This is a genomic window from Marinomonas posidonica IVIA-Po-181 (assembly GCF_000214215.1).
In the GTDB taxonomy this organism is placed as follows: domain Bacteria; phylum Pseudomonadota; class Gammaproteobacteria; order Pseudomonadales; family Marinomonadaceae; genus Marinomonas; species Marinomonas posidonica.
This window is the reverse complement of sequence record NC_015559.1, coordinates 2,597,087-2,619,621: the sequence shown is the minus strand read 5'-3', so window position 1 is coordinate 2,619,621 and position 22,535 is coordinate 2,597,087. Positions and strand designations below refer to the sequence as shown.

General features: G+C 46.9%; 18 protein-coding genes. 1 reads left to right on the top strand and 17 read right to left on the bottom strand.

The genetic code is table 11. The annotated features are described in order from the left end of the window. Positions 1 to 10: 10 nt before the first annotated feature. From MAR181_RS12135 to MAR181_RS12075, 13 genes are all read right to left on the bottom strand, one after another. The gene (locus MAR181_RS12135; RefSeq protein WP_013796892.1) at positions 11 to 910 is read right to left on the bottom strand and encodes a hydroxymethylglutaryl-CoA lyase; all 900 of its coding nucleotides are present in this window, start codon (positions 908 to 910) and stop codon (positions 11 to 13) included. Further along, complete coding sequence (locus MAR181_RS12130; protein ID WP_013796891.1) at positions 907 to 2,928, bottom strand: acetyl-CoA carboxylase biotin carboxylase subunit; 2,022 nt, start codon at positions 2,926 to 2,928, stop codon at positions 907 to 909. Before MAR181_RS12130 ends, MAR181_RS12135 begins: the two co-directional genes overlap by 4 nt. A gap of 5 nt (positions 2,929 to 2,933) precedes the next feature. Next, complete coding sequence (locus tag MAR181_RS12125) at positions 2,934 to 3,725, bottom strand: enoyl-CoA hydratase/isomerase family protein (RefSeq protein WP_013796890.1); 792 nt, start codon at positions 3,723 to 3,725, stop codon at positions 2,934 to 2,936. A gap of 95 nt (positions 3,726 to 3,820) precedes the next feature. Then, positions 3,821 to 5,428 carry a carboxyl transferase domain-containing protein gene (locus MAR181_RS12120; protein WP_013796889.1) on the bottom strand — a complete coding sequence of 536 codons (1,608 nt, stop codon included), beginning with the start codon at positions 5,426 to 5,428 and terminating at the stop codon, positions 3,821 to 3,823. Between the two features lie 22 nt (positions 5,429 to 5,450). Continuing rightward, entirely contained in the window at positions 5,451 to 6,386 is a 936-nt protein-coding gene (locus tag MAR181_RS12115; RefSeq protein WP_013796888.1) for an NAD-dependent epimerase/dehydratase family protein, read from the bottom strand. A 113-nt stretch (positions 6,387 to 6,499) separates the two neighbouring features. Further along, positions 6,500 to 7,012: a cupin domain-containing protein gene (locus MAR181_RS12110; protein ID WP_013796887.1), complete on the bottom strand. Its 513-nt coding sequence runs from the start codon at positions 7,010 to 7,012 to the stop codon at positions 6,500 to 6,502. A gap of 2 nt (positions 7,013 to 7,014) precedes the next feature. Further along, complete coding sequence (locus MAR181_RS12105) at positions 7,015 to 7,986, bottom strand: fumarylacetoacetate hydrolase family protein (protein ID WP_013796886.1); 972 nt, start codon at positions 7,984 to 7,986, stop codon at positions 7,015 to 7,017. 366 nt (positions 7,987 to 8,352) lie between these two features. Further along, positions 8,353 to 9,285: an NmrA family NAD(P)-binding protein gene (locus tag MAR181_RS12100; RefSeq protein ID WP_013796885.1), complete on the bottom strand. Its 933-nt coding sequence runs from the start codon at positions 9,283 to 9,285 to the stop codon at positions 8,353 to 8,355. 138 nt (positions 9,286 to 9,423) lie between these two features. Next, positions 9,424 to 10,854 (bottom strand): aldehyde dehydrogenase family protein, encoded by a 1,431-nt coding sequence (locus MAR181_RS12095; protein WP_013796884.1) that lies wholly within the window; start codon positions 10,852 to 10,854, stop codon positions 9,424 to 9,426. Positions 10,855 to 10,889: 35 nt separating this feature from the next. Next, a complete protein-coding gene (locus tag MAR181_RS12090; RefSeq protein WP_013796883.1) occupies positions 10,890 to 12,410 on the bottom strand; it encodes a class I adenylate-forming enzyme family protein in 1,521 nt (506 codons plus the stop codon). 62 nt (positions 12,411 to 12,472) lie between these two features. Then, positions 12,473 to 14,149: an FAD-binding oxidoreductase gene (locus tag MAR181_RS12085; protein ID WP_013796882.1), complete on the bottom strand. Its 1,677-nt coding sequence runs from the start codon at positions 14,147 to 14,149 to the stop codon at positions 12,473 to 12,475. Continuing rightward, the gene (locus tag MAR181_RS12080; RefSeq protein WP_013796881.1) at positions 14,149 to 15,435 is read right to left on the bottom strand and encodes a (Fe-S)-binding protein; all 1,287 of its coding nucleotides are present in this window, start codon (positions 15,433 to 15,435) and stop codon (positions 14,149 to 14,151) included. The genes MAR181_RS12085 and MAR181_RS12080 overlap by 1 nt, the downstream gene beginning before the upstream one ends. Before the next feature lie 44 nt (positions 15,436 to 15,479). Continuing rightward, complete coding sequence (locus MAR181_RS12075; RefSeq protein WP_013796880.1) at positions 15,480 to 16,931, bottom strand: FAD-binding oxidoreductase; 1,452 nt, start codon at positions 16,929 to 16,931, stop codon at positions 15,480 to 15,482. A gap of 189 nt (positions 16,932 to 17,120) precedes the next feature. Here MAR181_RS12075 and MAR181_RS12070 point away from each other — a divergent pair, with 189 nt between their 5' ends. Further along, entirely contained in the window at positions 17,121 to 18,125 is a 1,005-nt protein-coding gene (locus MAR181_RS12070) for an AraC family transcriptional regulator (RefSeq protein ID WP_013796879.1), read from the top strand. 34 nt (positions 18,126 to 18,159) lie between these two features. On the opposite strand, the gene MAR181_RS12065 is transcribed toward MAR181_RS12070, so the two are convergent. The 4 genes from MAR181_RS12065 to MAR181_RS12050 all read right to left on the bottom strand — a co-directional run bounded on the left by MAR181_RS12065 (position 18,160) and on the right by MAR181_RS12050 (position 22,438). After that, positions 18,160 to 18,930, bottom strand: coding sequence for an IclR family transcriptional regulator (locus tag MAR181_RS12065; RefSeq protein WP_013796878.1), 771 nt, complete (start codon positions 18,928 to 18,930; stop codon positions 18,160 to 18,162). 190 nt (positions 18,931 to 19,120) lie between these two features. After that, positions 19,121 to 20,470: a TRAP transporter large permease gene (locus MAR181_RS12060; RefSeq protein ID WP_013796877.1), complete on the bottom strand. Its 1,350-nt coding sequence runs from the start codon at positions 20,468 to 20,470 to the stop codon at positions 19,121 to 19,123. An 8-nt stretch (positions 20,471 to 20,478) separates the two neighbouring features. After that, the gene (locus MAR181_RS12055) at positions 20,479 to 21,111 is read right to left on the bottom strand and encodes a TRAP transporter small permease subunit (protein ID WP_013796876.1); all 633 of its coding nucleotides are present in this window, start codon (positions 21,109 to 21,111) and stop codon (positions 20,479 to 20,481) included. Between the two features lie 253 nt (positions 21,112 to 21,364). Next, positions 21,365 to 22,438, bottom strand: a complete 1,074-nt coding sequence (locus MAR181_RS12050; RefSeq protein WP_013796875.1) for a TRAP transporter substrate-binding protein — start codon at positions 22,436 to 22,438, stop codon at positions 21,365 to 21,367. Positions 22,439 to 22,535: the final 97 nt, after the last annotated feature.

Here is a 22,535-nt window from a genome sequence, read left to right as displayed (position 1 = left end):
ATAAGCATCTTTATTGCTGAGAAAGGGCGTGAGCTACTTTAGACGCATTGTTCCGCCCAAGAGCAGAGCTGATAAATTGACCCGCTTCGATCAGTTTTCCTAGATTCACCTTATGCTCAATACCTAAACCATTGAGTAGATAGACCACGTCTTCTGTCGCCACGTTCCCAGACGCGCCTTTGGCGTAGGGACAGCCGCCTAATCCAGCCACGGACGCATCGACCACGGAGATACCACGCAATAGGGCGGCATAGATATTGGCCAACGCTTGCCCATAAGTATCGTGCATATGCATCGCCAGTTTGTCTGTTGGGGTATTGATTAAAACCTCATCTAACAAGCGTTCAACGGCAGCTGGGGTGCCCACGCCTATCGTGTCGCCAAGGGAGACTTCATAGCAGCCCATGGCGAGTAATTGTTCTGTCACGTCTGCGACCTTACTGGGGGCAATATCGCCTTCATAGGGGCAGCCTAAAACACAGGATACATAACCGCGCACCGCTACTTTTTGCTCGTTGGCGGCGGCGATCAGTGGTTCAAACCGCTGTAAACTTTCGGCTATCGAGCAATTAATGTTTTTTTGAGAAAAAGCTTCTGAAGCAGCGGCAAAAATAGCTACCTCAGAAGCCTTTACGTCCATTGCCCGTTGGAAGCCTTTTAGATTGGGCGTTAAGGCCGCATAGGTAATATCGGGCAGCCGTTCTATGCCGCTAAATACCTGTTCGCTGTCGGCCATCTGGGGAATCCACTTAGGGTTAACAAAGCTGCCTGTTTCAATATAGCCTAAACCACTTTCAGCGAGCTTTTTAACCAGTGCAATCTTGGTTTCAGTTGAGATGATCTGCGACTCATTTTGCAAACCATCTCTTGGGCCGACTTCAACGATTTTGACCCTTTTAGGTAAGCTCATAGGGCGGTCTCTGCCTCCGTATTAAAGGACATAAGTTGCGCACCACCGTCGACCAAATCACCAGCGATGAAATAGAATTCTTCTACGTAACCGTCGGCTGGCGCACGAATACTGTGCTCCATTTTCATTGCTTCCATGACGAGTAATAGGCTGTCTTTGCTAACCTTCTCACCGGCTTTGACGGTCAGTTCAACCACTGTGCCGTTCATGGGTGCCGCTAGCGCGCCTTGTGACTGGCTGGCATCCTCCATGCCTAAATCGACTTCCGGCAAGGTGAATTCAAGCCTTCCTTGCTGAGTAAATAGCATCCCTTTGTTATCCTGGAGCGACACGGTTGCTGTTTGTCGGTGTCCTTCAATGTGAGCGATAAGCTCGTGTTCAAACCGTTCCCCAGCGACAAAATAGTCTTGTCCGTCATATTCAATCCTGTAGCCATCAAGTGTATCTCGCGTGGTGGCTTGGACTTTGAGATGATGAGGCTCGTCATCGATCAATAGCGTGATGTGTTGGCAATGAACTAAATTCATGCGCCAGTCATGTGTTTCCAACCAAGGTGAAAGGTTATCGACAGATGAATGAGCGTCGCTAGAATGGTACGGACTTTCTTTCAGGAGCATGAATAATGTGGCGAGTAGTAAATGCTTTGTCTGGTCATGTTCATCGGGCTTGAAGATCTCCTGCTCATGGCGCTCGATGAATCGCGTGTCCAGATCAGCATGGGCAAACGCATCGACACTGGCCAACTTGTAGAGAAAAGGTAGGTTGGTTTTCATGCCTGCAATTTGGTAGTCACGTAGGGACTGGCGTAAGCGTTGTAACGCCGTTTCTCTGTCTTCATCCCAAACGATGAGTTTGGCAATCATGGGGTCGTAGTAAACGCTGACCTCATCGCCTTGTCGAACGCCGGTATCCACTCGAACATTATCGTTACTGGCTGGGGGGCGTAGCAAATGCAGTTGACCGGTAACGGGTAAGAAATCCTTATCGGGGTCTTCAGCGTATACCCGAGCTTCAAATGCATGCCCATGAATCGTTAATTGCTCTTGTCGGCAGGGTAATGTTTGTCCCGCGGCGACACGCAGTTGCCATTCTACTAAATCTTGCCCCGTAATCATTTCGGTAACAGGGTGCTCCACTTGTAAGCGAGTATTCATTTCCATAAAGTAAAAGCGGCCATCATGATCAAGCAAGAATTCCACTGTACCAGCGCCTTGATAATCAATCGCTTGGGCTGCTCTGACTGCGGCTTCACCCATTTGTTGGCGTAAAGAGTCTGACATGCCGGGAGCAGGAGCTTCTTCAATAACTTTCTGGTGACGGCGCTGTAATGAGCAATCGCGCTCAAATAAATAAACGGCATTGTGGTGTTGATCACAAAAAACTTGAATTTCCACATGACGAGGCTCGGTCAAGTATTTCTCCACTAACATGGTGTCGTCACCAAAACCATTCATCGCCTCGCGTTTAGCGGCCGCTAAAGCTTCATCAAAATCCTCGGCTTGCCAAACTTGGCGCATGCCTTTACCACCACCTCCGGCGGCGGCTTTTAGCAGTACGGGGTAGCCCATTTGTTCCGAACTTGCTCTAAGTAACTCTGGGTCTTGATCCGCGCCATGATAACCCGGTACTAATGGCACATCGGCTTTTCCCATGATGTCTTTGGCAGCCGATTTTGACCCCATGGCTTCGATCGCACCAACAGGCGGGCCGATAAAGACTAGGTTGTTGTCTTGGCAAGCTCGACAAAAATCGGCATTTTCACTTAAGAAACCATAACCCGGATGAATGGCTTGAGCCCCGGTTTGTTTTGCCGCTGCAATGACTTTTTCTATGACGAGGTACGATTCGCGAGAAGGGGCATGACCTATGTGTACGGCTTCATCCGCCATCTCAACATGGAGGGCGTGACGGTCAGCATCAGAATACACAGCAACAGTACGAATGCCCATTTTTCGAGCGGTTTTAATCACTCGGCAGGCGATTTCGCCTCGATTAGCAATGAGTATTTTGTCAAACATCTTGGTTATTCTCCTATCCACGCGGCAGGGCGCTGGTCGAAAAAGGCGCTTAATCCTTCTTGACCTTCATCCGACACACGTATGGCAGCAATGCGCTCAGAAGTGTCTTGTATTAAAGCGTCATCAATGTTTTTGTCGGCCACATCAAAAACCAATTGCTTGGCCTGTTTGAGTGCTTGAGGGCTGTTGTTAAGTAGCTGATTAACTAACTGATCTAGGGTTGAATCCAGTTCATCGTGACTGGCTATTTTTGTTACCAGTCCTAACTGTTCAGCTTCTTTGGCCGAAAAGCGCTCGCCAGTCAGAAAGTAACGGCGAGCGGCTCGTTGACCGATGGCGGCAATGACATAAGGGCTGATGGTGGCGGGAATTAAGCCGAGTTTTACTTCACTGAGGCTAAAAGAAGCCTGTTCACTGGCAATCGCAAAATCACAGCAGGATACCAAACCCACCGCGCCACCAAAGGCCGCGCCTTGAACACGGGCAATGGTGGGCTTTTCAAGAAAGTTGAGCGTTTTCAACATACTTGCTAAGCCTTGAGCATCACGAAGGTTGTCTTGATAATCATATTGCGCCATGCGCTTCATCCAATTCAGGTCAGCGCCAGCGGAAAAGCTTTTTCCTTCTGCGGCCAATATCACCAACTTCACCTTAGGGTCGTCAGCAGCACGTTGGAACGCCATTTCCAAATCGGCAATGACCTTGTCATCAAAGGCGTTATGCTTTTCCGCTCGGTTTAAACACACCGTTGCGACCCCCGACTTATTCAGGCTATAAAGGACAATTGAGTCAGACATAAGTGTTCTCTTTAATGGTTTTACTCACTTATTCAACGGATTACGAAATAGACCTCGCAAGGTATAACAAGTGAATCCGCAATAATTAGCATTCGTTACATTCTGAAGACACCAAATCGTGTTTCTTCAATAGGCTTATTCAATGCAGCAGAAAGGCTTAAACCGAGTACTTTTCGGGTGTCTGCCGGGTCAATAACGCCATCATCCCAAAGTCTTGCTGAGGCATAATATGGGTGCCCTTGATGCTCATACATGTCTAAGATAGGTTGTTTAAAGTCCGCTTCTTCGGTGTCTGTCCAAGGCTTGCCCTCACGTTCATATTGCGCTTGTTTAACTTGCGCCAGTACGCCAGCGGCTTGTTCACCGCCCATGACTGAGATGCGCGCATTTGGCCACATAAACAGGAAACGTGGATCGTAACTGCGGCCACACATACCATAATTACCTGCACCGTATGAGCTGCCGATTAACACCGTCAGTTTGGGCACTTTTGCGCACGCCACGGCATTGACCATTTTTGCGCCATGTTTGGCGATACCACCCGCTTCATATTGTTTACCCACCATGAAACCGGTGACATTTTGTAAGAAAATGAGCGGGATTTTTCGCTGAGTACAGAGCTCGATAAAGTGTGCACCTTTTTCAGCGGACTCGCCAAACATAATGCCATTGTTGGCCACTATGCCGATGGGGTAACCATAAAGCCGAGCAAAACCACAGACTAGGGTGGTGCCATAAAGTGCTTTGAACTCATCAAATTCCGAAGCATCGACGATACGAGCAATGATCTCGCGAACATCAAATGGCTGTCGTTTATCTTTCGGTACGATGCCGTAAATCTCTTGGCTGTCATACAAAGGTTCACGGGAGGCTTGTGTATCAAGTTGGCTAGGCTTAACTCGATTAAGTCGAGACACGGATTGACGGATCAGTGAAATCGCGTGCTGGTCATTTTGAGCATAATGATCGGCGACACCGGACGTGCGACAGTGGGTATCCGCGCCTCCGAGTTCTTCAGCACTGACCACTTCCCCCGTCGCGGCTTTGACCAAGGGGGGGCCCGCCAAAAAAATAGTGCCTTGTTGTTTGACGATAATGGATTCATCCGCCATTGCTGGTACATAGGCTCCACCAGCAGTACAAGACCCCATCACAGCGGCAATTTGCGGGATCCCCTGTGCGGACATATTGGCTTGATTGAAAAAAATACGACCAAAGTGTTCTCGGTCGGGGAAGACGTTGTCTTGATTGGGTAAATTTGCACCGCCGGAATCCACCATGTAAATGCAGGGTAGATTGTTTTCTTCGGCAATGGTTTGTGCGCGTATGTGCTTCTTAACGGTCAACGGGAAGTAGCTGCCGCCTTTTACGGTGGCGTCATTAGCGACAATCATGCATTCTTGGCCTGAAACCATACCAATGCCAGCTACCACCCCGGCACACGGTACGGGGCTATCATACACTTGATAGGCGGCTAACTGAGACAACTCTAAAAAAGGCGATCCTTTATCCAGCAACGCGTTAATTCGATCTCTGGCTAACAACTTGCCTTGTGAAACATGGCGTTGGCGATACTTATCCCCCCCGCCTTGACTGACCTCCGCTATTTTACATTTAAGGTCATCCACTTGAGTTTGCATAGCGGCCTGATTTTCTGTGAATTCGGTACTACGCGTATTCACTTTGGTATTTAAAATTGCCATAAATATGCCTTATCGTCATTGATTAACGTGACTGAATGTCGGCTAATGTGTTGCTGATCAGCTGTTCTACACTACCATCATGTACAAAACCGGCTTTTTCAGCATTCAAGGTTGTAAGGGGAGGGTAAGCGCCAAAAGCGGCTTCTAACTGAGGGTCAGAGTCGTAACGAATATTATCTACTGAGGTGCTTGTCGTCTTTGAAAGAGCATTAATAAGGTCGCCCATTACGACGTGAATAGCCGGTAGGGTGACGACTCTGTCTTCTGGCATGGTTTGACTGTCTAAACCGAGCGCATGAACGAGATTGTTGACTGTTTGAGTGCGGGACATTAACCAAACTTGTGCCGTTTTAGAGACGGGCATCGTCATCGTTTTACCAGCGAGCATGACATGAAAAATATCGTTCATAAACGCTGATTTAAACCCTTCAGCGCCTTGTGGTCGAGCCACGATACCGGGTAAGCGAACACCGACACCATCAATTGTGCCACGACGGGTAAAGGTTCCCAGTGCGACCTCAGACATCATCTTATGCATGGCATAATGCAGTTTAGGTTGTAACGGCGTGTCATCGTTCACACCTTCAGGGGGAATTGCATCACCGTATACCGCAATGGCCGAGGCATAGACGAAACGGCACTTTTCTGTGCTTGCGCCGGCTAATTGAATAAGGTCAACGGTCGCTTCTACATTAATTTTGAAAGATAACTCGGGAGCACTTTCTGCGCCACCGCCTGGAATGGTTGCAAGGTGAATCACTGATTCTATGGTTTGATCAAACAGTGACGCACGGAAACCGGCATCGGCTAGGTCACCTTGTTTAAGGGTTAAGGCTTGATGTTGTGTTAGTGCCGTTAATTCACGATCTGTCGCAACGACAGACTTGCCAGCCTTTAACAGTGCTTCTACAACGCCGGAGCCAATGAAGCCGCCCGCGCCTGTTACTAAAACTGTCATCTGTATTCTCCAGTGCTTTAAAACGTTTTTATAATATGAATACCGCATTCGTAAGTGATCGAACTCACAGGAATCGGTGTTTAAGCGAATGGCGCCATATAAACTCAGTTACATCAATGAAAGCCGTCCATATCCTCAGGTTTAAGGTCGTCCAGTGGTACGCCATTGACCAAATAGGGCTTGGCTTCGGTTAATACAAAGACAATACGGCACAGCGTGTCGCTGACGTTTCGCCATGCGTGTATGGTTCCGCGCTGCACAATAACGCCTCCGGTTGAGACTATGGTTTTGACGCCTTTATCGAGTTCAAGCTCGATTTCGCCTTCTAACACGATGCCGTAATCAATGGAGTTGGTACGGTGCATTGGGGATTCTGAGCCTGGAGGTGTATCAACCATGCGTATCACAGAGCCTCCGGGGAGCGTGATGCCAGCGTTGCGGTCACGGCCATCCGTTTCATCGTTGTTATCCACTGGGATCTCAGGGGCGGACCAAATTGTCGCAAAGCCAGCACCATCTGCACCGGGCATTTCTGTTGGAACAATATTCTCATTTGAACGGATAATGGCATGACCGCTTTTATCATGTCCGGTGACCACACGTTGAAAGGGTTTATAGACTGTCATCGTTAGCTCCCAGGCTGCGTCACTTTTTGCTCAATGGCACCAAATACAACTTGGTCGTCTGGTGTTCTTGCTTCCATGCGAACCGTGTCGCCATAATGCATAAAGCCGGTTTTTGCTTCGCCCTGATCAAGCAGTTCAATGCCACGACGTTCAGCAATGCAAGATGACCCCACTTCTCGGTACTCGTAATTGGAAACGGTTCCTGATCCAATGACGGTGCCAGCAACCAAATTGCGTGTTCTAGCGGCGTGGGCAACAAGCTCATCAAAGCCGTATTGCATGTGACCGCCGTGAGCGTGACCAAATTTTTTGCCATTCCACTCGATATTAAGACGAAGTTGTACTTGGCAATTTTCCCAGTGCTCGCCAAGTTCTTCAGGCGTCACGGCAAAGGGGGCTACTGAACAAGGTGGCTTAGCGTGAATCCAACCAAAGCCTGTGCTTATTTCAGGGCCGGAATACGCCCGTAATGACCAGTCGTTTATTTGCACGATTAATTTGATATGTTGACGTGCTTGTTCTGGGGTAACACCCATTGGAACGTCATCGACAATGATGCCAAATTCGCCTTCAAAATCGATGCCATCGGCTTCGCTGGCCATCGGCACATCCGCCGTCGCACTGAGAAAGGTATCGGACATTCCTTGGTACATTAATGGGCGGCCTTCGAGTGTTTTTACTTCCATCCCCGTCACGGCGCCCATCAGGTCGGCATGGCTTTTATATACTGAGCCATCAAGCCATTGCCATGCACGAGGGAGTGGGGCACAGAGTTCTGTGGTTTGAACGGTTTGCCCTGCAAGTGTGCCGCTATTCAGTGCGGTTGAAATGGCTTCTAATGATGCTTCAAAGCTCGCCCAATTTTCTAATGCAGCTTGCATACTAGTGCCTGCTGGCGCGAAACGTGTACCATCGTTGGAGATAACGACCAATTGACCGTCTGCAGTATTATTATTGAATGTCGCAAGTTTCATCTTGATAGGTTCTCATTTTAGATAGATAGGGTTAGGCAGAAAAAACAACTTAATAGTCGACTAGCTTGTCTAATTTGAAATCGATTTAATCGCAGATTGATCAAACCTATTGGTCGTCGCCTTGACAGAGATAACAGCTGAAAAAATTAAGCAGATCTTTAAGAGGAAAATATGGATTTTTTTCACGTGTTCTTCCTACCGAGTAAGTTTTATTTTTATTGTTCAGAACAATGTCAATCAATATAGAGCACCCTTGGTTTTGCAGAAAAACCCTTTAAATCGAATTGATCATTCAGCTTTATCGAATGATCAATTCATCAACTAACCTTGCTTTGGGGACATGGTCAGTGTGTTAAATCGTAAAGGTTAGCTCATTAACGCATCACGATTTTCTGCAAGCCATGTGCGGAGTGATTTGGGCTTACGGCCAATCATTCTTTCAACAAAATCACTCAGTACCCAACCTTCTTCATAGGTGGCTTCAAACTCAAAAAATCCCCAAATCATCGGCGCGGCTGGGCCAAAGATACGAGTGTATTCTTTGACAAACGCCTCTTTGTTTCCGACATAGTCGATGTTAGTGCCTAGAACTTCTGACATGATGTCAGCGACTTCGTGACCACGTAGGTTGTCTTGGCCATTGTTTAACGTGTGCAATTGACCAATGTGACCTTGGTTATCGGAGAGCAATAGTTGTGCCGCTACTTCTGCTATCTCGTTGGCATCTATGTAAGGGACTTTTCTTGGTGGCCAAATCAACTGCTTGTCTTCTTTAATGGCTCTACCGGCACGAGTGGTAAAGTTATCCATAAAACTGGCACCAAAGTTCAAAAAGGTCGTCGGTAAATCATTTTCTTCGTAAATTCGTTTGGTGACCAAATCAGGGTATTCGTCACCCATCATTTTCTTCATCGCTTCTGGCATTAGGCGGTAGTTGTAACCTGGTACCATGGCCACCTGACGGACAATGTGAATGGCTGTGCCGCTCTTTTTAACCGCTGCGACAAAGTTGTTTGTAACGGGTAAGAAAGGCAGGTGATTGGGGACTGACATATAAATCCCTTCCATGCCATCCACGGCAGCCTCCATGGAAGGCAAGTCGAGGTAGTTTGCTTGTACGATTTCAGCGTTAGGGAATTCTTGACGCAGTGGTTCAATGCCTTCTTCTCGGCTGGAAACCAAGCGCAGTTTAATTTGAGGGGCGTTCTTCTCAATAAATTTGGCCATGGGTTTGCCAATGTGATTTCCCGCGCCAAAGATCAAAATGCTGCTGGGGATTTGTTTTTTGATATAGCTCATAAATGTTTCCTAAAAATTATTTAATACTAAGTAAGCAAATACTAAGAATGTGTTGTAAACCTTTAACGACCATAAGCTGGGTGAACAGGATCAAACAGTGCTCTTCATAAGTTATTTGATCCTGTTAAAAACCGTGTATTAAGCCTGTTTATTGCGAGTAATGGTTTGCCAGTTAGTGTATTCCATCAAGCCATGCAGCGAGTTTTCACAGCCAAGACCGGATTGTTTATGGCCCCCGAAAGCTTGTGCCGGAGAGTATTGATGCACTTCATTAATCCATACGGTTCCGGCTTCGATTTGCTCCGCGATGCGTTGGGTTGCGGCTGCGTCATTACCCCAAATACTGGCACCTAGGCCATAAATCGTGTCATTAGCACGGGCAATAACGTCTTCTTCATTGGACCAGCGCAGTAATGGCAGAATAGGACCGAACGGTTCTTCGGTGACAATACGAGAATCGTCTGATGGATTATCAACCAGTGTCACAGGCACAAACCAGCCGTCGGCGTTATCGTCAATGTCTCCGCCGACTGCAAATTTTTGGCCTTGATCTATGCAGTCTTGAAAGTACATTTTTACCTTTTCAAACTGCATGCTGTTTTGAATCGGACCGAGTGTGGTATCGGCCTTGGCACCATCGCCAACAATGACTTCATTATTAATATAATCCACCAAGGCGTCTCGTACTTGGTCATAGACAGCATCATGAATGTAGAGTCGTTTGGTGGCGTTACAAAATTGTGCATTATTTTGAAAAGCAGCCCAGAAAAGTTTTGGAGCAACTTCTTTCGGATCGACATCTGGCAGAACGATGGCCGGATCATTGCCACCCAGTTCCAACGTGACCCGTTTCACGGTTTCAGAGCAGGCACTCATTACCTTACGACCAGTAGCCGTTGAGCCGGTAAAAGCAATCTTAGCGATGTCTTGGTGCTCTGTTAGCCATTGACCTTGTTCATTGCCACCACTGACACAATTGAGCACACCTGGTGGCACAATGTCTTTTGCCATTTCAGCAAATTTAAGATTACACAGTGGGGTATAAGGCGAAGGTTTGACGACTACCGTGCAGCCAGCCATTAATGCGGGTGCGATTTTCCATACCGATAGCAAAATAGGGAAGTTCCAAGGCACAATTGCGCCGACCACACCCAGTGGCGTGTAGCGAGTGATAACAGAGCGTTCGTCATTTTCATCAACGACTTCGTCTTCCAGTTTTTGTTCGGCAATGGCACGTAACCAAGCAACCGAGCCAAATACTTCCCATTCTGTACCGGAGCGAGGTTTACCTTGTTCACGAGTTAATAGAGCCATGAAGTCTTCGGCATTTTCTTCCAATGCGTCGGCAAGCTTAGTAAGTACAGCCTTACGCTGATCAAAACTGGTTTTTGACCAAGTTTTGAAGGCGATTTTAGCGCTGTATACCGCCGTATCAAGGCACTCTTTTGGACAGTCTGGCACCTGTGCAATGATTGCTTTGGTTGCTGGGTTATACACAGGCAAGCTTTTTTCTGTGGCAATGAGCTCGCCATTAATGACCATTTGATAGTGATTATGTGCATCGAACATGAGTATCGCTCCTAACTGAATGACAGTTTTTATTGTTATTTATCTAAGGTATGGAGTTTGCGGCGCATCACTTTACCGCTGGAGGTTTTGGGTAAATCATCGACAAATTGAATGTCACGAGGCACCTTATAGGCGGCCAAATGTTCACGACAATAAGCGATAATCTGGTCGATGTCGGGGGTGGTATTTTGTTTCGCAACAATATAGGCTTTTGCGAGTTCACCTTTGGCTTCATCTGCAATAGGCCCCACTGCCACCATGGCGACATCTGGGTGATTGGCGATCACCCGTTCTAATTCGGCGGGGTAGATGTTGAACCCTGCGGTAATAATTAAATCTTTCTTTCTATCGACGACAAAAATGCAGTTGTCCTTGTCCATTTTGGCTAGATCACCGGTATGTAGCCAGCCATCGGCAGTGATGGCTGCTTGGGTCGCTTGAGGATTGCCATAATAGCCTTGCATAACCAAAGGACCGGAGATCATCAGTTCGCCGACGTCTCCACGTGCTACCTCTACTTCTGCGTTGTCGACATCGACAATTTTTGCTCCGGTATAGGGTAATGCCACGCCAATAGAGCCATGTTTGTATTCGCCATCGTGAGCGAAGGTGGTGCCAAGCCCACCGATTTCAGTCATTCCCCAAAGTTCGATGAGCGGGCAGGCGATGGCTTCCTCAACGGCTTCCATCTTGCTGGTTGGCATGGTTTGTCCGCCTACCGTACAGATCCGCATATGAGAAAAATCCACACTGGATAAGTTGGGGTGATCCAGCATATATAGGTACATGGTCGGTACCCCTTCAAACATGGTGGCTTGATATTGGTTGATTGATGTAAATACCTCCTCCACATTAAACAGACTATGCATAACTAAGGTGCCACCTTTGTAAAAGGTACTGTTGAAGACAATGTTGCCGTAAACATGCGGACAGGGTAAGGCTGAAACAACCGTGTCTTTCTCTGAGCGACCGTGCATTTGTGCCGTCATCAAGAAGTTGCTGATTACCGAACGATGGGACAACATGGCGCCTTTCGGATTGCCAGTAGTGCCAGAGGTATAGCAAATCGTCGAAAGGCTATTGGTGTTAACCTCAAAGCTGGTAAAGTCATCACGACCTTGTTCTAAAAAGTGATCAAAAGATTCCGCGCCTTCAGGGATATCCTCACCATACAAAATAAGGGATTCAACCCCCGTTTTTTGCTGAATTCCTACAAGAGGCGTGCCTTTAGATTGAGAGGCAATGATGACTTTTGCATCACAATCTTGGACGACAAATTCGACTTCATTAGGGGTTAACATGACGTTAACAGGGTTGACCACAGCCCCGGTTTTCAAAATGCCATAATAGCTGACCAGCCATTGCCATGAGTTTTCACCGTAAAGGGTGACTTTATCGCCAGGGCCAATGCTTTTTTTCTTAAGTGCACTGGCTAATCGGTTGACCAGACGATTTATTTCACGGTAAGTGAAAGACTGCTGGTTGTAGATTAAGGCTGTTTTATCACCGAACTTTTCTGCCGACAGGGTGATGACGTCGCTTAAATTTTTTATCATTGTTCTCACCTCTAAATTTCTTTTTATTGGTTATATTTTGAGATCAGCAACGCAGTAGCTTTTTACTTGGGATCGTCTTTACCAAACTCTTTGGTCAGGATCTTCCGAAAGATAGGCTTGCCCCAAGGGTGGAAAAATATCTTTTTAGCAATTGGCCAAGCTTTTGACTCTTTTGCCGCTTCGGGTTGAATAAAGTGCTTTGAATCTGAGAGATTGTTTGGATCCCAAGTATTTTTTACCTTGCGCATCCATTTATTGGGGTGGCCAAGTTTGGGGCCAAATAAATCACTCGCTTCACCATGAACAAAGAGCGCGGCACCCAGTGGTTTTTTCTCATTGCTAATAAAGCTACTGAGGATAAAGTCCACACAAACGACAATGTTTTTCACAAAACTACGGGTACTGGCAGGGTTATTTTCTGTCCAGAAGTGTCGGCCTTCTGATAACCACATCCAGTTTTGTTCGGTGTCGACTTCCATCATCTTGCCACCAGCTTTGGTTTCTTTATCACCAATATCGTCGTTGGTTCGTTTGACAACTTCTGGAATAAGATTGATGGAATCGAGTACGCCCATACTGACTCCCGCACAGTCACCCATACGGTTGAAACGGGCGACGTAATGAGAGGTCAGCACGGCTGCCGTGAGGATATCTCGCTCGCGTTCGGAAATGTCCATTTTACGGCCATTGGTTTCGGCGAGGATTTTATTCAGTACCGCTTCGTTCCAGTCAAATTGCGCCTTAGTCCATGCCATGGTGGTGACAGACCAGCCGACTGCATTGGCTTTTGTGGCAATGTCCGGTAATTTGCCGGTGCGTTGTAAATCATAATACTCACGATTGGTCGCCGTGAGACAGTGTCCAACGGCGGCGGGTGGCATACGATTGATGAAGGCCACTGCCTTGCTGTTTTTCATCATCTGGGTGGCTTTCGTCGCGTCTTCCCAGTTATCCCAATCAAGCTGGTAGGTGGCGAAATTTTCTGGCGGCGGTGTGCCTCTGTATGGATGTGGACCACTCCATTCAAGGGTTTTAGGGCCTGCCCAAGGATAAAGTTTGATGCCTATTTTGGTAAACACGCCTAAGCCACCCGCGGCCCCATAAAGACCACGTATCATGCCGCGGAATCCAGGCCCAGGGCCTTCGCCGGTAAACCAGCCTGCGTCCGAACCGCTACTACCAATACGCACGATTTCACCTTCTGGTGTGACCCATTCTAAGGACAACATGTTGCGTGAGTTGATACTGGTATGATTACCTGCGACCCCAACCCCCACAAATGAGGTGGCAGAGGCGAGCGGGGAATGGATTGGGCCAGCACCAATGATGTGGCACATTAATTGATGCTTATGGGCTTCAGAGACCAATTCACCTGCGGTGGTATAGGGTTGGATGATCGCCATACGACTTTCTGGGTCAATTTCTAAGCCTTTCATACGGCATAAATCGATGGAAATGGAGCCCTTAGTGCCGACACCAGAATAGTTACCGTATCCTGTACTGTGCGCTTTAAACTTCAATTTATATTGATTACATACCTTGACGACCCCCGCCACTTCTTCAGTTGATCCCGGCATCACCACTGCGGCCGGTGCTTTACCTAATAAAGTACGGGTAGAAGGGTCTGCGCCTAAGCCCATCCAGTCGTGACAGTTAACAACAAAATCTTCGTCAGACACATTGTCTGGACCAACGACGGCTTCAAAGGCTTTTAATATGTGTGGAGGTAGATTACTCATTACGCGCCCTCCTGAATTGAGTCGGCTAGCAAGTCAAAAAGATAGGCGACCTTGACGGAGGAGTTGCTGCGTTTTGCCGCCGCCGCCATGTTTGCTTGACAGCACGAAGAACCACTGACTAACACCTCAGCTCCCACGGATTCGGCTTCGCGCAAAAGCTCTTGAGCTGCGCCGTCGGCCATCTCAGGGTAGGTTTCTTTGACACCTGTGCAGCCACCGCAACAAAAAGAATATTGTCGAGTGCGTTCTAGCTCGACCATGTCTAATCCGTCGACTCTTGATAGCAACTGGCGAGGCGCGTCATAGTTACCATCGTTACCATAATTGACTTTACGAGGCGTGTCGGTCACCGCCATAGTGTTCAGAACTCGAATGTATTCACCGTTCCAAGGTGTGTACTCTTCACTGCGTCGTCCAAGACGACAAGAATCATGGTAGGCAACCTTGCCGGTGTTTTTCATGCCCAGTGATAACTTGCCCTGTTGAAGCAATTCTTCGAAATACTCGGTAGTATGCAGAACCCGTACTGAGGAGAGTGTTTTGTTTAAACGAGGGTAGACATTCTTAAACGCGGAATAGGCTTCAGCACTGATGGCGAGAAGGGTTTTTGCCTGACTTTTTTGAACCAAATCCGCCCATTCTTGAGCCAGTTTGTCGGCAACAGAGCGGTAGCCAATTTCGTACGCTAAACCCCCACTGTCACTTTCTGAATCATAAGCAATGCCAAAGTCGACTTTTGCGCTTTTTAACAATTTGACGATAAAACGAAGGTTATCCCATTGTTTTTCGCTATAAGCTTGGCCACTGCCGATATGCAGGAGCACGTCGACGGTTTCTTTACGGGCATCTTTGATGTCTAACCCTTCCGCCCAGCGACTACGCTCATCACGTTTGCCATGAGGTGCGCCTTCTTGTTCTAGGTGTTTGACCATGTTGCTCAAGGTTTCGGGAACCTTGCCATCTTCAGCCAACTGCGCACGGAATTCTAAAATGGTATCAAAGGGTTCAACATTGTCACCCATATGGCTTTTACACATGGTTTCACAGGCACCGCACATGCTGCATGCAAAAACGCTGTCGATCATCTTTGGTGATGCTTCAATCAATTTGTGGTGATAGCCATAGGCTGAAATAACTTGCCCTCCCGCCGAGGAGGCATGAAAGCGGCTCTGATATTTGCTGGGACAAATACTCGAAAATTCCTGACTTTTAGGCATGTGCACAAATTTGCACTGAGAGCAGCGGTTACACTGCTCAATATTATGAATTCGATCTTCTAAGGACATAATTTTTCTACCAGGTTATTGTTATTAGATAGGTCTCGAAAAACTCAGTAACACAGTTTCCCAGGGCTTAAAATTCCAGCAGGGTCAAAAATGTCTTTTACCCTGCGAAGGTGAGGCACAATGGTTTCATTGCGAGCAAACGCATCCTCGGACCATTTGCCATAAGGTCGGCTGAAGAAACCTCCGTTATCTGCTAATACTTTTACCAATTGCATTTCGATGTCAGCCAGTTGTGTTGTTTGCTCATCTGTATGGAATAGGGAAATGTCGAGGTGACAATTCGTGCCTTGAATCATCGGCTGTAAATAGAAGCCCACTTGGACATCCGATAGGTCCGCCAGTAGGTTTTGAGCAAGGTTTACAAGGTTGGCGACCTTGCTCATTTGGGTGATGCAGAACACCTCGGTATGGGTGCCACAAGGCACGTCTTTATAAAATTCTTTAGAGGGTGTACTTAGGCGCGCTTCCAGCTCAGCAAGGTAGCTGGGATACTGTTGCGATATGGTGGTTACCGGCAAGGTATCGACTAAGGAAGAGAGGTCTGCTAACTGCCACTGCATGCTTTCTTCGGGTAACACGTCACGCGAAGCAATGTTGACATAGAGGTACCAAGCGGGCATCGCATCTTTGCCAAAGAGTTGGTGTAACTCCGCAAAGTGGGTGCTGTCCTTGGCTAATGCTGCGGCGAGCTGAACTCGGCTAAGCATAAAATACTGTGCGCCAAGCTGATGCAATGCCAGATGACGTACAATGGAGATTAGCGTGGTGACGTCTTCGGCACCGTAAAGGAATCCCTGTTCAATGCTGGGGATTCGTTGACAATAAATGGAGGCCCAAGAAGTAACGCCTAATGTGCCTTGAGAGCCTAACATAACACGGGTGTAATCTGTGCCGATTGGACCGGAAGCCATCATTTGGCGAGCACCATTTTTTAAAGCTTCATCAAGGTCTTCGTACAGTGCGGCACCACCGGTTCGAAAACTTTCTCCACTGCCCATAGTGAGGCTTAGGCTTGCTAATGGATCGGTTGAATCCCAGTGCTCATTGGGTAAGGTTGTCGGTTCACGTTCTAGGTAACAGGCTAGTACTGACTTGCTTGCTCTGGGGAGGAAAGGTTTGATCGATCGTAGGTTATGTTTTTGTAACTGAGCATCGAACTCAGGAAAGGTAACCCCAGGTTCGATAATGGCAATGGCATCTTCGCCATCAGCATGAATTACCCGAGACATTTTCGACATATCAAGCACGACAAAAGGCGCATCTTTTAAGCCGGCGAGTCCGTGTCGACGATTTCCTGATGGTGAACTCAAAGGGACAAGCGTCACTTCGTGTTCATTGGCCCACTGAACAAGTTGTTGGACTTGTTGTTCGTCTTCTGGCCTAGCAATACCTTGAACCTTGAGTGAATTCTCGGTAGAAACACCTAAAAATTCTTTCGCTATGGTGGCGTTTTCAAAGGTGACAAATTTTGGAAGCGGAAACGCGTCATTAATCATTAGCATCTTCTCATCATTTATTATTATTAGATTACGAGAGTTACTATAGGGATTGATTAGAGACTATACCGCCGAATAAATCTCTCATATGGTCTAAATCGTCCTGAATTTTGTATCTCAATTAGAAAATAACGACTAATTTAACTAGATTAGCGATGACTTTTTTTTTAAACCTGACATAATTTGCCCATGAAACTTCCAACACGTGCGCCTTATATTCCAATTGAAGCCAACTCAGAGCGAGATTTTCTTGATGACGTTTTGTCCTCTTTGTTGGTGGCCGATTCCGCTGTGGTATTTTTTGAATTTACCTCGCCATGGGCCATCAAAATAGAGTATGAAGTTCCCATCAGCTGTACTGTGGTGGAAGGTGAACTGTGGTTGAGTGATCAAAACCGGGTAACGCAATGTTTTCGAGCGGGGGATACCTTTATTTTACCGAAAGGCATGCGTGGTAAGCCTTACTATATCTCGTCTTCAGAAGAGTTTCCGCAAAGCTGGATCACCGCGAACGAGCTGTTTGATAAAGGTCAGCATATTCCATTTAACTTGGCCGATCCTCAACATATTAGTTGGGGCGGTGGCGGCAGTATGGTCCGCATTTTTTCGTTTGCCTTTCATTGGTTTGATCAATGTTATGGTCCTCTGATTGATACCTTGCCTGAGTTAATGAGGATCAATGCTGAAGAGGCAGGTACCACCTTGCAAAACCTTATGGTGAGCTTTCTATTCAAAGAGGCGCACCCTGAGCAATCGGGTTTTGGTTCCCTTGTTGCACAAACAGCACAATTATTTCTAATTCATGCCATTAGAACCTTTGCGGTGACTTATGGCAGTGATAGAGAAGGTTGGTTAAAGGGTTTTTCTGATCCAAGAATCGCCAAAGCCTTAACCTGTATTCACCGAGATCCTGGCTATAAATGGAGTGTTGAGACGCTGGGGCAAGCAACGGGGATGTCTCGATCGGTTTTTTCCAAACGTTTTACCGACGTCATGGGGGAGTCTCCGATGGATTATGTTTGTGCATGGCGCATGCATCTGGCCAGATTAGCATTGGAAACCACTGATACAACCGTCACCACATTGGCTCAGCAATTAGGGTATCAGTCAGAATCGGCTTTTCGGACCGCCTTTCGGAAAATGACCGGACAAAGCCCTAAAGAGTATTCGAAAAGCAACGCTTCTAAGTCATGATGAATGTTTAAACATAAATCGTCAGTAACCTGTTCTAATCCACTTCTTCCGCTAGTTTTCCGATGTCAACTGCCGCCGCACGTAATTCAGGGAGAAAATGCAGCAACTCCTCGAGGTTCTTACGAATAACGGGAGCATGGCAGAATAGGCAAGCGATCAGCCGTCCATGACTGTCGACAACTGGCACAGAGACCGCCGCCATGCCGTCGATAAATTCTTCATTATCGGTACCTACATTGGTTTTCTGGATATAGAGCAGTTCATGTTCTAAACAGTCTGGGTTCGTTTTTGTGTTTCGTGTGTACTGCTTCATGGGTATCGCGCCAAGAATACGTTGACGGCGCTCCTTACTTAAGGAACTCAGATAGAGTTTACCACTGGCAGTACAGCAAATAGGCGTGTGAATACCAACCGGTAAATGGATTTGCAATGGCCAGTTTGTTTGTGCGCGATCGTAATAAATCATATCTGTGCCACTCGGAATGGAGAGGCCACAGGTCTCACCAATTTTCTCGGCCAAGTGTTGCAAAATTGCTTGGCGTTGTGCTTTAAAACGACTGGAATAGATAATACCCAAGGCAATATCATGAAGGCGATCAGCAGGCACTAACAAGCCTCGCATATTGGTTTGTAAGAATCCTTCGGCTTCTAATTGCTGTAATAGACGGTGCACACTGGGTTTAGGGATATTTAATAACTCGGAGAGATCCGCTGCACTGAGAGGGTGCTCGGATTTAGAAATGGCTTCTATAATTTCAAGTACACGGGAAATACTTGAACCTTTTTCGCGACGCTGCGTGCTCATAAATAAACCTTAATCTTGTCTTTCGGCATTTTTCATTAAAAAATAATAAATGCCGAATAGGCATACAACAAGCGCAATTTGGCGTTTGACGTTCGAATCGACTAATGCCTCTCATATCTAAAATAATGTATTTCATAGCTAGGCGGTGAGGTCAGATTTATTACGTTGGAATCACCGCCTTGTTCAAGCCCTAATAAGCAATCTTAGGCAACCAAGTCACGATACCTTGCCAATAAAAGACGATCGCTAATCCAAGCAGCTGAATTAAAATAAAGGGTATAACACCCCGATAAATATGGCCTAGGTTGATGCCACTAGGGGCTACCCCTTTTAAATAGAAGAGCGCAAAACCAACGGGGGGCGTCAGGAAAGAGGTTTGCAGACAGACGGCAAACAATATCGTAAACCATACAAGATCAAACCCGAGCCCTGAGACAACGGGGGCAACCAATGGAAGGATGATCAAGGTGAGTTCGATCCAATCTAGGAAAAAACCTAATAGGAAGGTCACAAATAATATGGTGATCACGATACCAGTTGGGCCAAACGGCAAGCTGGTTAAGGCGCCTTCAATGATTTCGTCGCCACCGAGCCCTCGAAATACCAATGAAAAAGCCGTTGCACCAAGTAGAAGGGCGAAGATAAAAGCGGTGGTCTTGGTGGTTTCACGACCCACTTCACGAAGTACTTTGATGCTTAAACGTTTCTTGCTCCAAGCCAGAAGCATGGCTCCAAATGCGCCAACACCAGACGCTTCAGTGGGGGTAGCTATACCGAAAAAAATGGACCCAAGTACGGCGAGAATAAGGCCGGCAGTGGGTAATACCGCCTTAAAAACCTTCCAAAGAATGCTAAAGGTGACGTTTTCACTGTCTTGTGGGGCGGGGGCAGCGTGTGGCTTCAACCACGCATAAATCATGATGTAAGCAACATACATAGCTGCCAGTAAAAGCCCCGGTAATAATGCACCGAGGAACAAGTCACCGACAGGAATGCCAACACGGTCTCCCATCATAACCAACATGATACTGGGCGGAATTAAAATCCCCAAAGTGCCTGTTGAACAGACTGTGCCGCAAGCCAATTCTTTACTATAGCCTTCCCGTAACATCATCGGAATACCCAGCACCGCTAATAATACGACAGATGCCCCTATAATTCCGGTAGAGGCCGCCAATAGCAGACCGACGAAGGTCACGGTAACGGCAAGTCCACCACGCACTCGACCAAATAGTCGCGCTAGGTTCCCCATGAGATCTTCGGCAACACCTGATCGATCCAGCATCAACCCCATAAACACGAACATGGGCAATGCCACTAAAACCCAGTTTGTCATCACGGCCCAGATACGTTGGACCGTGATCGATACATAATTCCAATCGACACCGATAAAAGCGTCTAACCAATAATCGGCTGCCATGGCGATCACTGCAAACACAATGGCAATGCCCCCCAATACCCAAGCAACCGGAAAGCCACTGAATAAACAAACAATAAAGGTCGCAAACATTGAGATAGCGAGGATTTCGTTAATTTCCATGATCTCTCCTAAGCTTGTGTCGTAATAGACTGAGTGTCAGAACGCGGATGCAAAAACAGCAAGGCAAGAACACGAGAGAGGCGCGAGATGATCGCCAGTGCCAACAAAACGAAACCCACTAATAGGCTCGATTTGATGATCCAGCGGTAAGGTAAGCCACCGGGCGCAGAGGAAATTTCATGCATTTCCCATGAATAGCTAATAAAAGGAACAGAATACCAAATCACCGTGCAGGTAAACGGCAATAGAAGCAGCACTATACCGAATAGCTCAATCCAAGACTTAGCTCGCAAGCTTAAGTGACCATGAATCAGATCCACTCGGACGTGCTGGTCATAAGCAAAACAGTAAGAAAGACCAATAAGCCAGCCGATAGCATAAAAATGCCATTGCAATTCCTCAAATTCAATACGCCCTTCGCCCAATGCATAACGCATGAAGACATTCAGAATGATAACCCCCATAAGTACCACCCAAATCCAAGACGCTGCGTTACCTATGGCTTTTAATAGGCTGTCGATATGTTTGGAAAGTCTGGTCTCGGGAAGTTTCGTATTCGGTCGCTGAGAACTAGATAGCTTAGAACTAGATAGTTTCGTCGCCGCAACATTATCAGTCTTATTATTAGGGGCCATTTGCATAATATCCTCCTGAGTAAATACGCTTAAGTCACACCAACATTCCCATGCCTATTTCCTACCAGGTGTGACGATGAAAAATCACTTCGTTAGGCTTGGATTAAGCACTATGGCGTCAGTCTAGTTAGAAAACGCAGACGTTTAGGGGTCATTAGAGGAGGAGAGATACCTTCTCTAATGACCGTCCGTGTATTTATTCGTTGTTTCCTAGGTGCTAACTAGGTCGTTAATGGGAATGGAAACCGTGATTAGAAATCTAAAGATCTAAAGGAAGATAAGCGAGTTTACGCCACTCTTTATATTCCGCTCTAAAGTTCTGTTGAGAGTCGTAGATCTTTTTAAAATCTTCATCTTCTGCAGACAGTTCAGACATGACTTGATCGGTAATTTTCTTGAGGCCAGTGAGCATCTCAGGATTCAGCGTTCGAGTTTTAATGCCTTTGTCTTTTAGTTCAGCCAGTACTTTCCCTTGGATCGCTTCACCGTGGGTCAGCGCGCGGAACGTACTTGCTGTGCAGGCCATATCAATGGTGGCTTTAGTGGCACTCGACAGGTCATCCCAAACGCCTTTGTTAATGACTAAATGAGACGCAGTGAAGGTTTGATGCCAACCGGGAAAGTAGTTATTTTTGGCGACCTTGTCGAAGCCCATGATCTTGTCTATCGCAGGCATAGAAAATTCAGTCGCGTCGATCGCGCCTTTTTCTAACGCTGGGAATATTTCACCGCTGGGCAGAACGGTCACCGATGCTCCTGCTTTTTGAAGGACTTTACCTCCTAAACCCGCAAAGCGAATTTTAAGACCTTGCAGATCCTCCATGGCATTGACTTCTTTTTTGAACCAACCTGCTGTTTCAGGACCAATGATGCTACATAACACAGGGTGTACATTGTGTTTGGCGTACAAGTCTTCGGCTAATTTTTTACCTTCGCCGTCATACCACCATGCGGAGTATTCCCAAGGTTCCATGCCAAAGGGGACGGCGGATAACAAGGCCGAAGCGGGAATTCTACCTTGATCGTAACCTAGCCAAGCATAGCCAGCATCGAGTTGGTGGTTTCTGACGGCTTCAGTGATGCTGAAAGGAGGAACAATTTTACCTGGTTCATAGACCTTAAATTGGATCTGGCCATCTGTTGCGGCTTTGAGCTGTTTGGCAACGTGAATGATGGGATCTCCTAATCCAGGGAGATGAGTACCAAAGACGGCTTGGACTTTCCAACGAATTTTATCTTCAGCAGCGAATGTGGCGTTTGCTGTGGTGGCGAGAAGCGTTGCGACAGTGGCAGCAACACAAGTTTGTTTGACCAACGTTTTAATGCGAAACATGACTATTTTCCTTGTAAGTGTCCGAGAATATTCTCAGTTTTATTTTTATTGTCCTACACAGGTGTATCGTTCTAATACGATATTTATCATTATGTAT

Coding starts and splice junctions, on each gene's coding strand:
- MAR181_RS12120 (WP_013796889.1), bottom strand. CDS start 5,428: ATGGCAATTTTAAATACCAAAGTGAATACGCGTAGTACCGAATTCACA.
- MAR181_RS12085 (WP_013796882.1), bottom strand. CDS start 14,149: ATGAGTAATCTACCTCCACACATATTAAAAGCCTTTGAAGCCGTCGTT.
- MAR181_RS12115 (WP_013796888.1), bottom strand. CDS start 6,386: ATGACAGTTTTAGTAACAGGCGCGGGCGGCTTCATTGGCTCCGGCGTT.
- MAR181_RS12130 (WP_013796891.1), bottom strand. CDS start 2,928: ATGTTTGACAAAATACTCATTGCTAATCGAGGCGAAATCGCCTGCCGA.
- MAR181_RS12075 (WP_013796880.1), bottom strand. CDS start 16,931: ATGATTAATGACGCGTTTCCGCTTCCAAAATTTGTCACCTTTGAAAAC.
- MAR181_RS12070 (WP_013796879.1), top strand. CDS start 17,121: ATGAAACTTCCAACACGTGCGCCTTATATTCCAATTGAAGCCAACTCA.
- MAR181_RS12060 (WP_013796877.1), bottom strand. CDS start 20,470: ATGGAAATTAACGAAATCCTCGCTATCTCAATGTTTGCGACCTTTATT.
- MAR181_RS12100 (WP_013796885.1), bottom strand. CDS start 9,285: ATGAGCTATATCAAAAAACAAATCCCCAGCAGCATTTTGATCTTTGGC.
- MAR181_RS12125 (WP_013796890.1), bottom strand. CDS start 3,725: ATGTCTGACTCAATTGTCCTTTATAGCCTGAATAAGTCGGGGGTCGCA.
- MAR181_RS12050 (WP_013796875.1), bottom strand. CDS start 22,438: ATGTTTCGCATTAAAACGTTGGTCAAACAAACTTGTGTTGCTGCCACT.
- MAR181_RS12055 (WP_013796876.1), bottom strand. CDS start 21,111: ATGCAAATGGCCCCTAATAATAAGACTGATAATGTTGCGGCGACGAAA.
- MAR181_RS12110 (WP_013796887.1), bottom strand. CDS start 7,012: ATGACAGTCTATAAACCCTTTCAACGTGTGGTCACCGGACATGATAAA.
- MAR181_RS12135 (WP_013796892.1), bottom strand. CDS start 910: ATGAGCTTACCTAAAAGGGTCAAAATCGTTGAAGTCGGCCCAAGAGAT.
- MAR181_RS12065 (WP_013796878.1), bottom strand. CDS start 18,930: ATGAGCACGCAGCGTCGCGAAAAAGGTTCAAGTATTTCCCGTGTACTT.
- MAR181_RS12080 (WP_013796881.1), bottom strand. CDS start 15,435: ATGTCCTTAGAAGATCGAATTCATAATATTGAGCAGTGTAACCGCTGC.
- MAR181_RS12095 (WP_013796884.1), bottom strand. CDS start 10,854: ATGTTCGATGCACATAATCACTATCAAATGGTCATTAATGGCGAGCTC.
- MAR181_RS12090 (WP_013796883.1), bottom strand. CDS start 12,410: ATGATAAAAAATTTAAGCGACGTCATCACCCTGTCGGCAGAAAAGTTC.
- MAR181_RS12105 (WP_013796886.1), bottom strand. CDS start 7,986: ATGAAACTTGCGACATTCAATAATAATACTGCAGACGGTCAATTGGTC.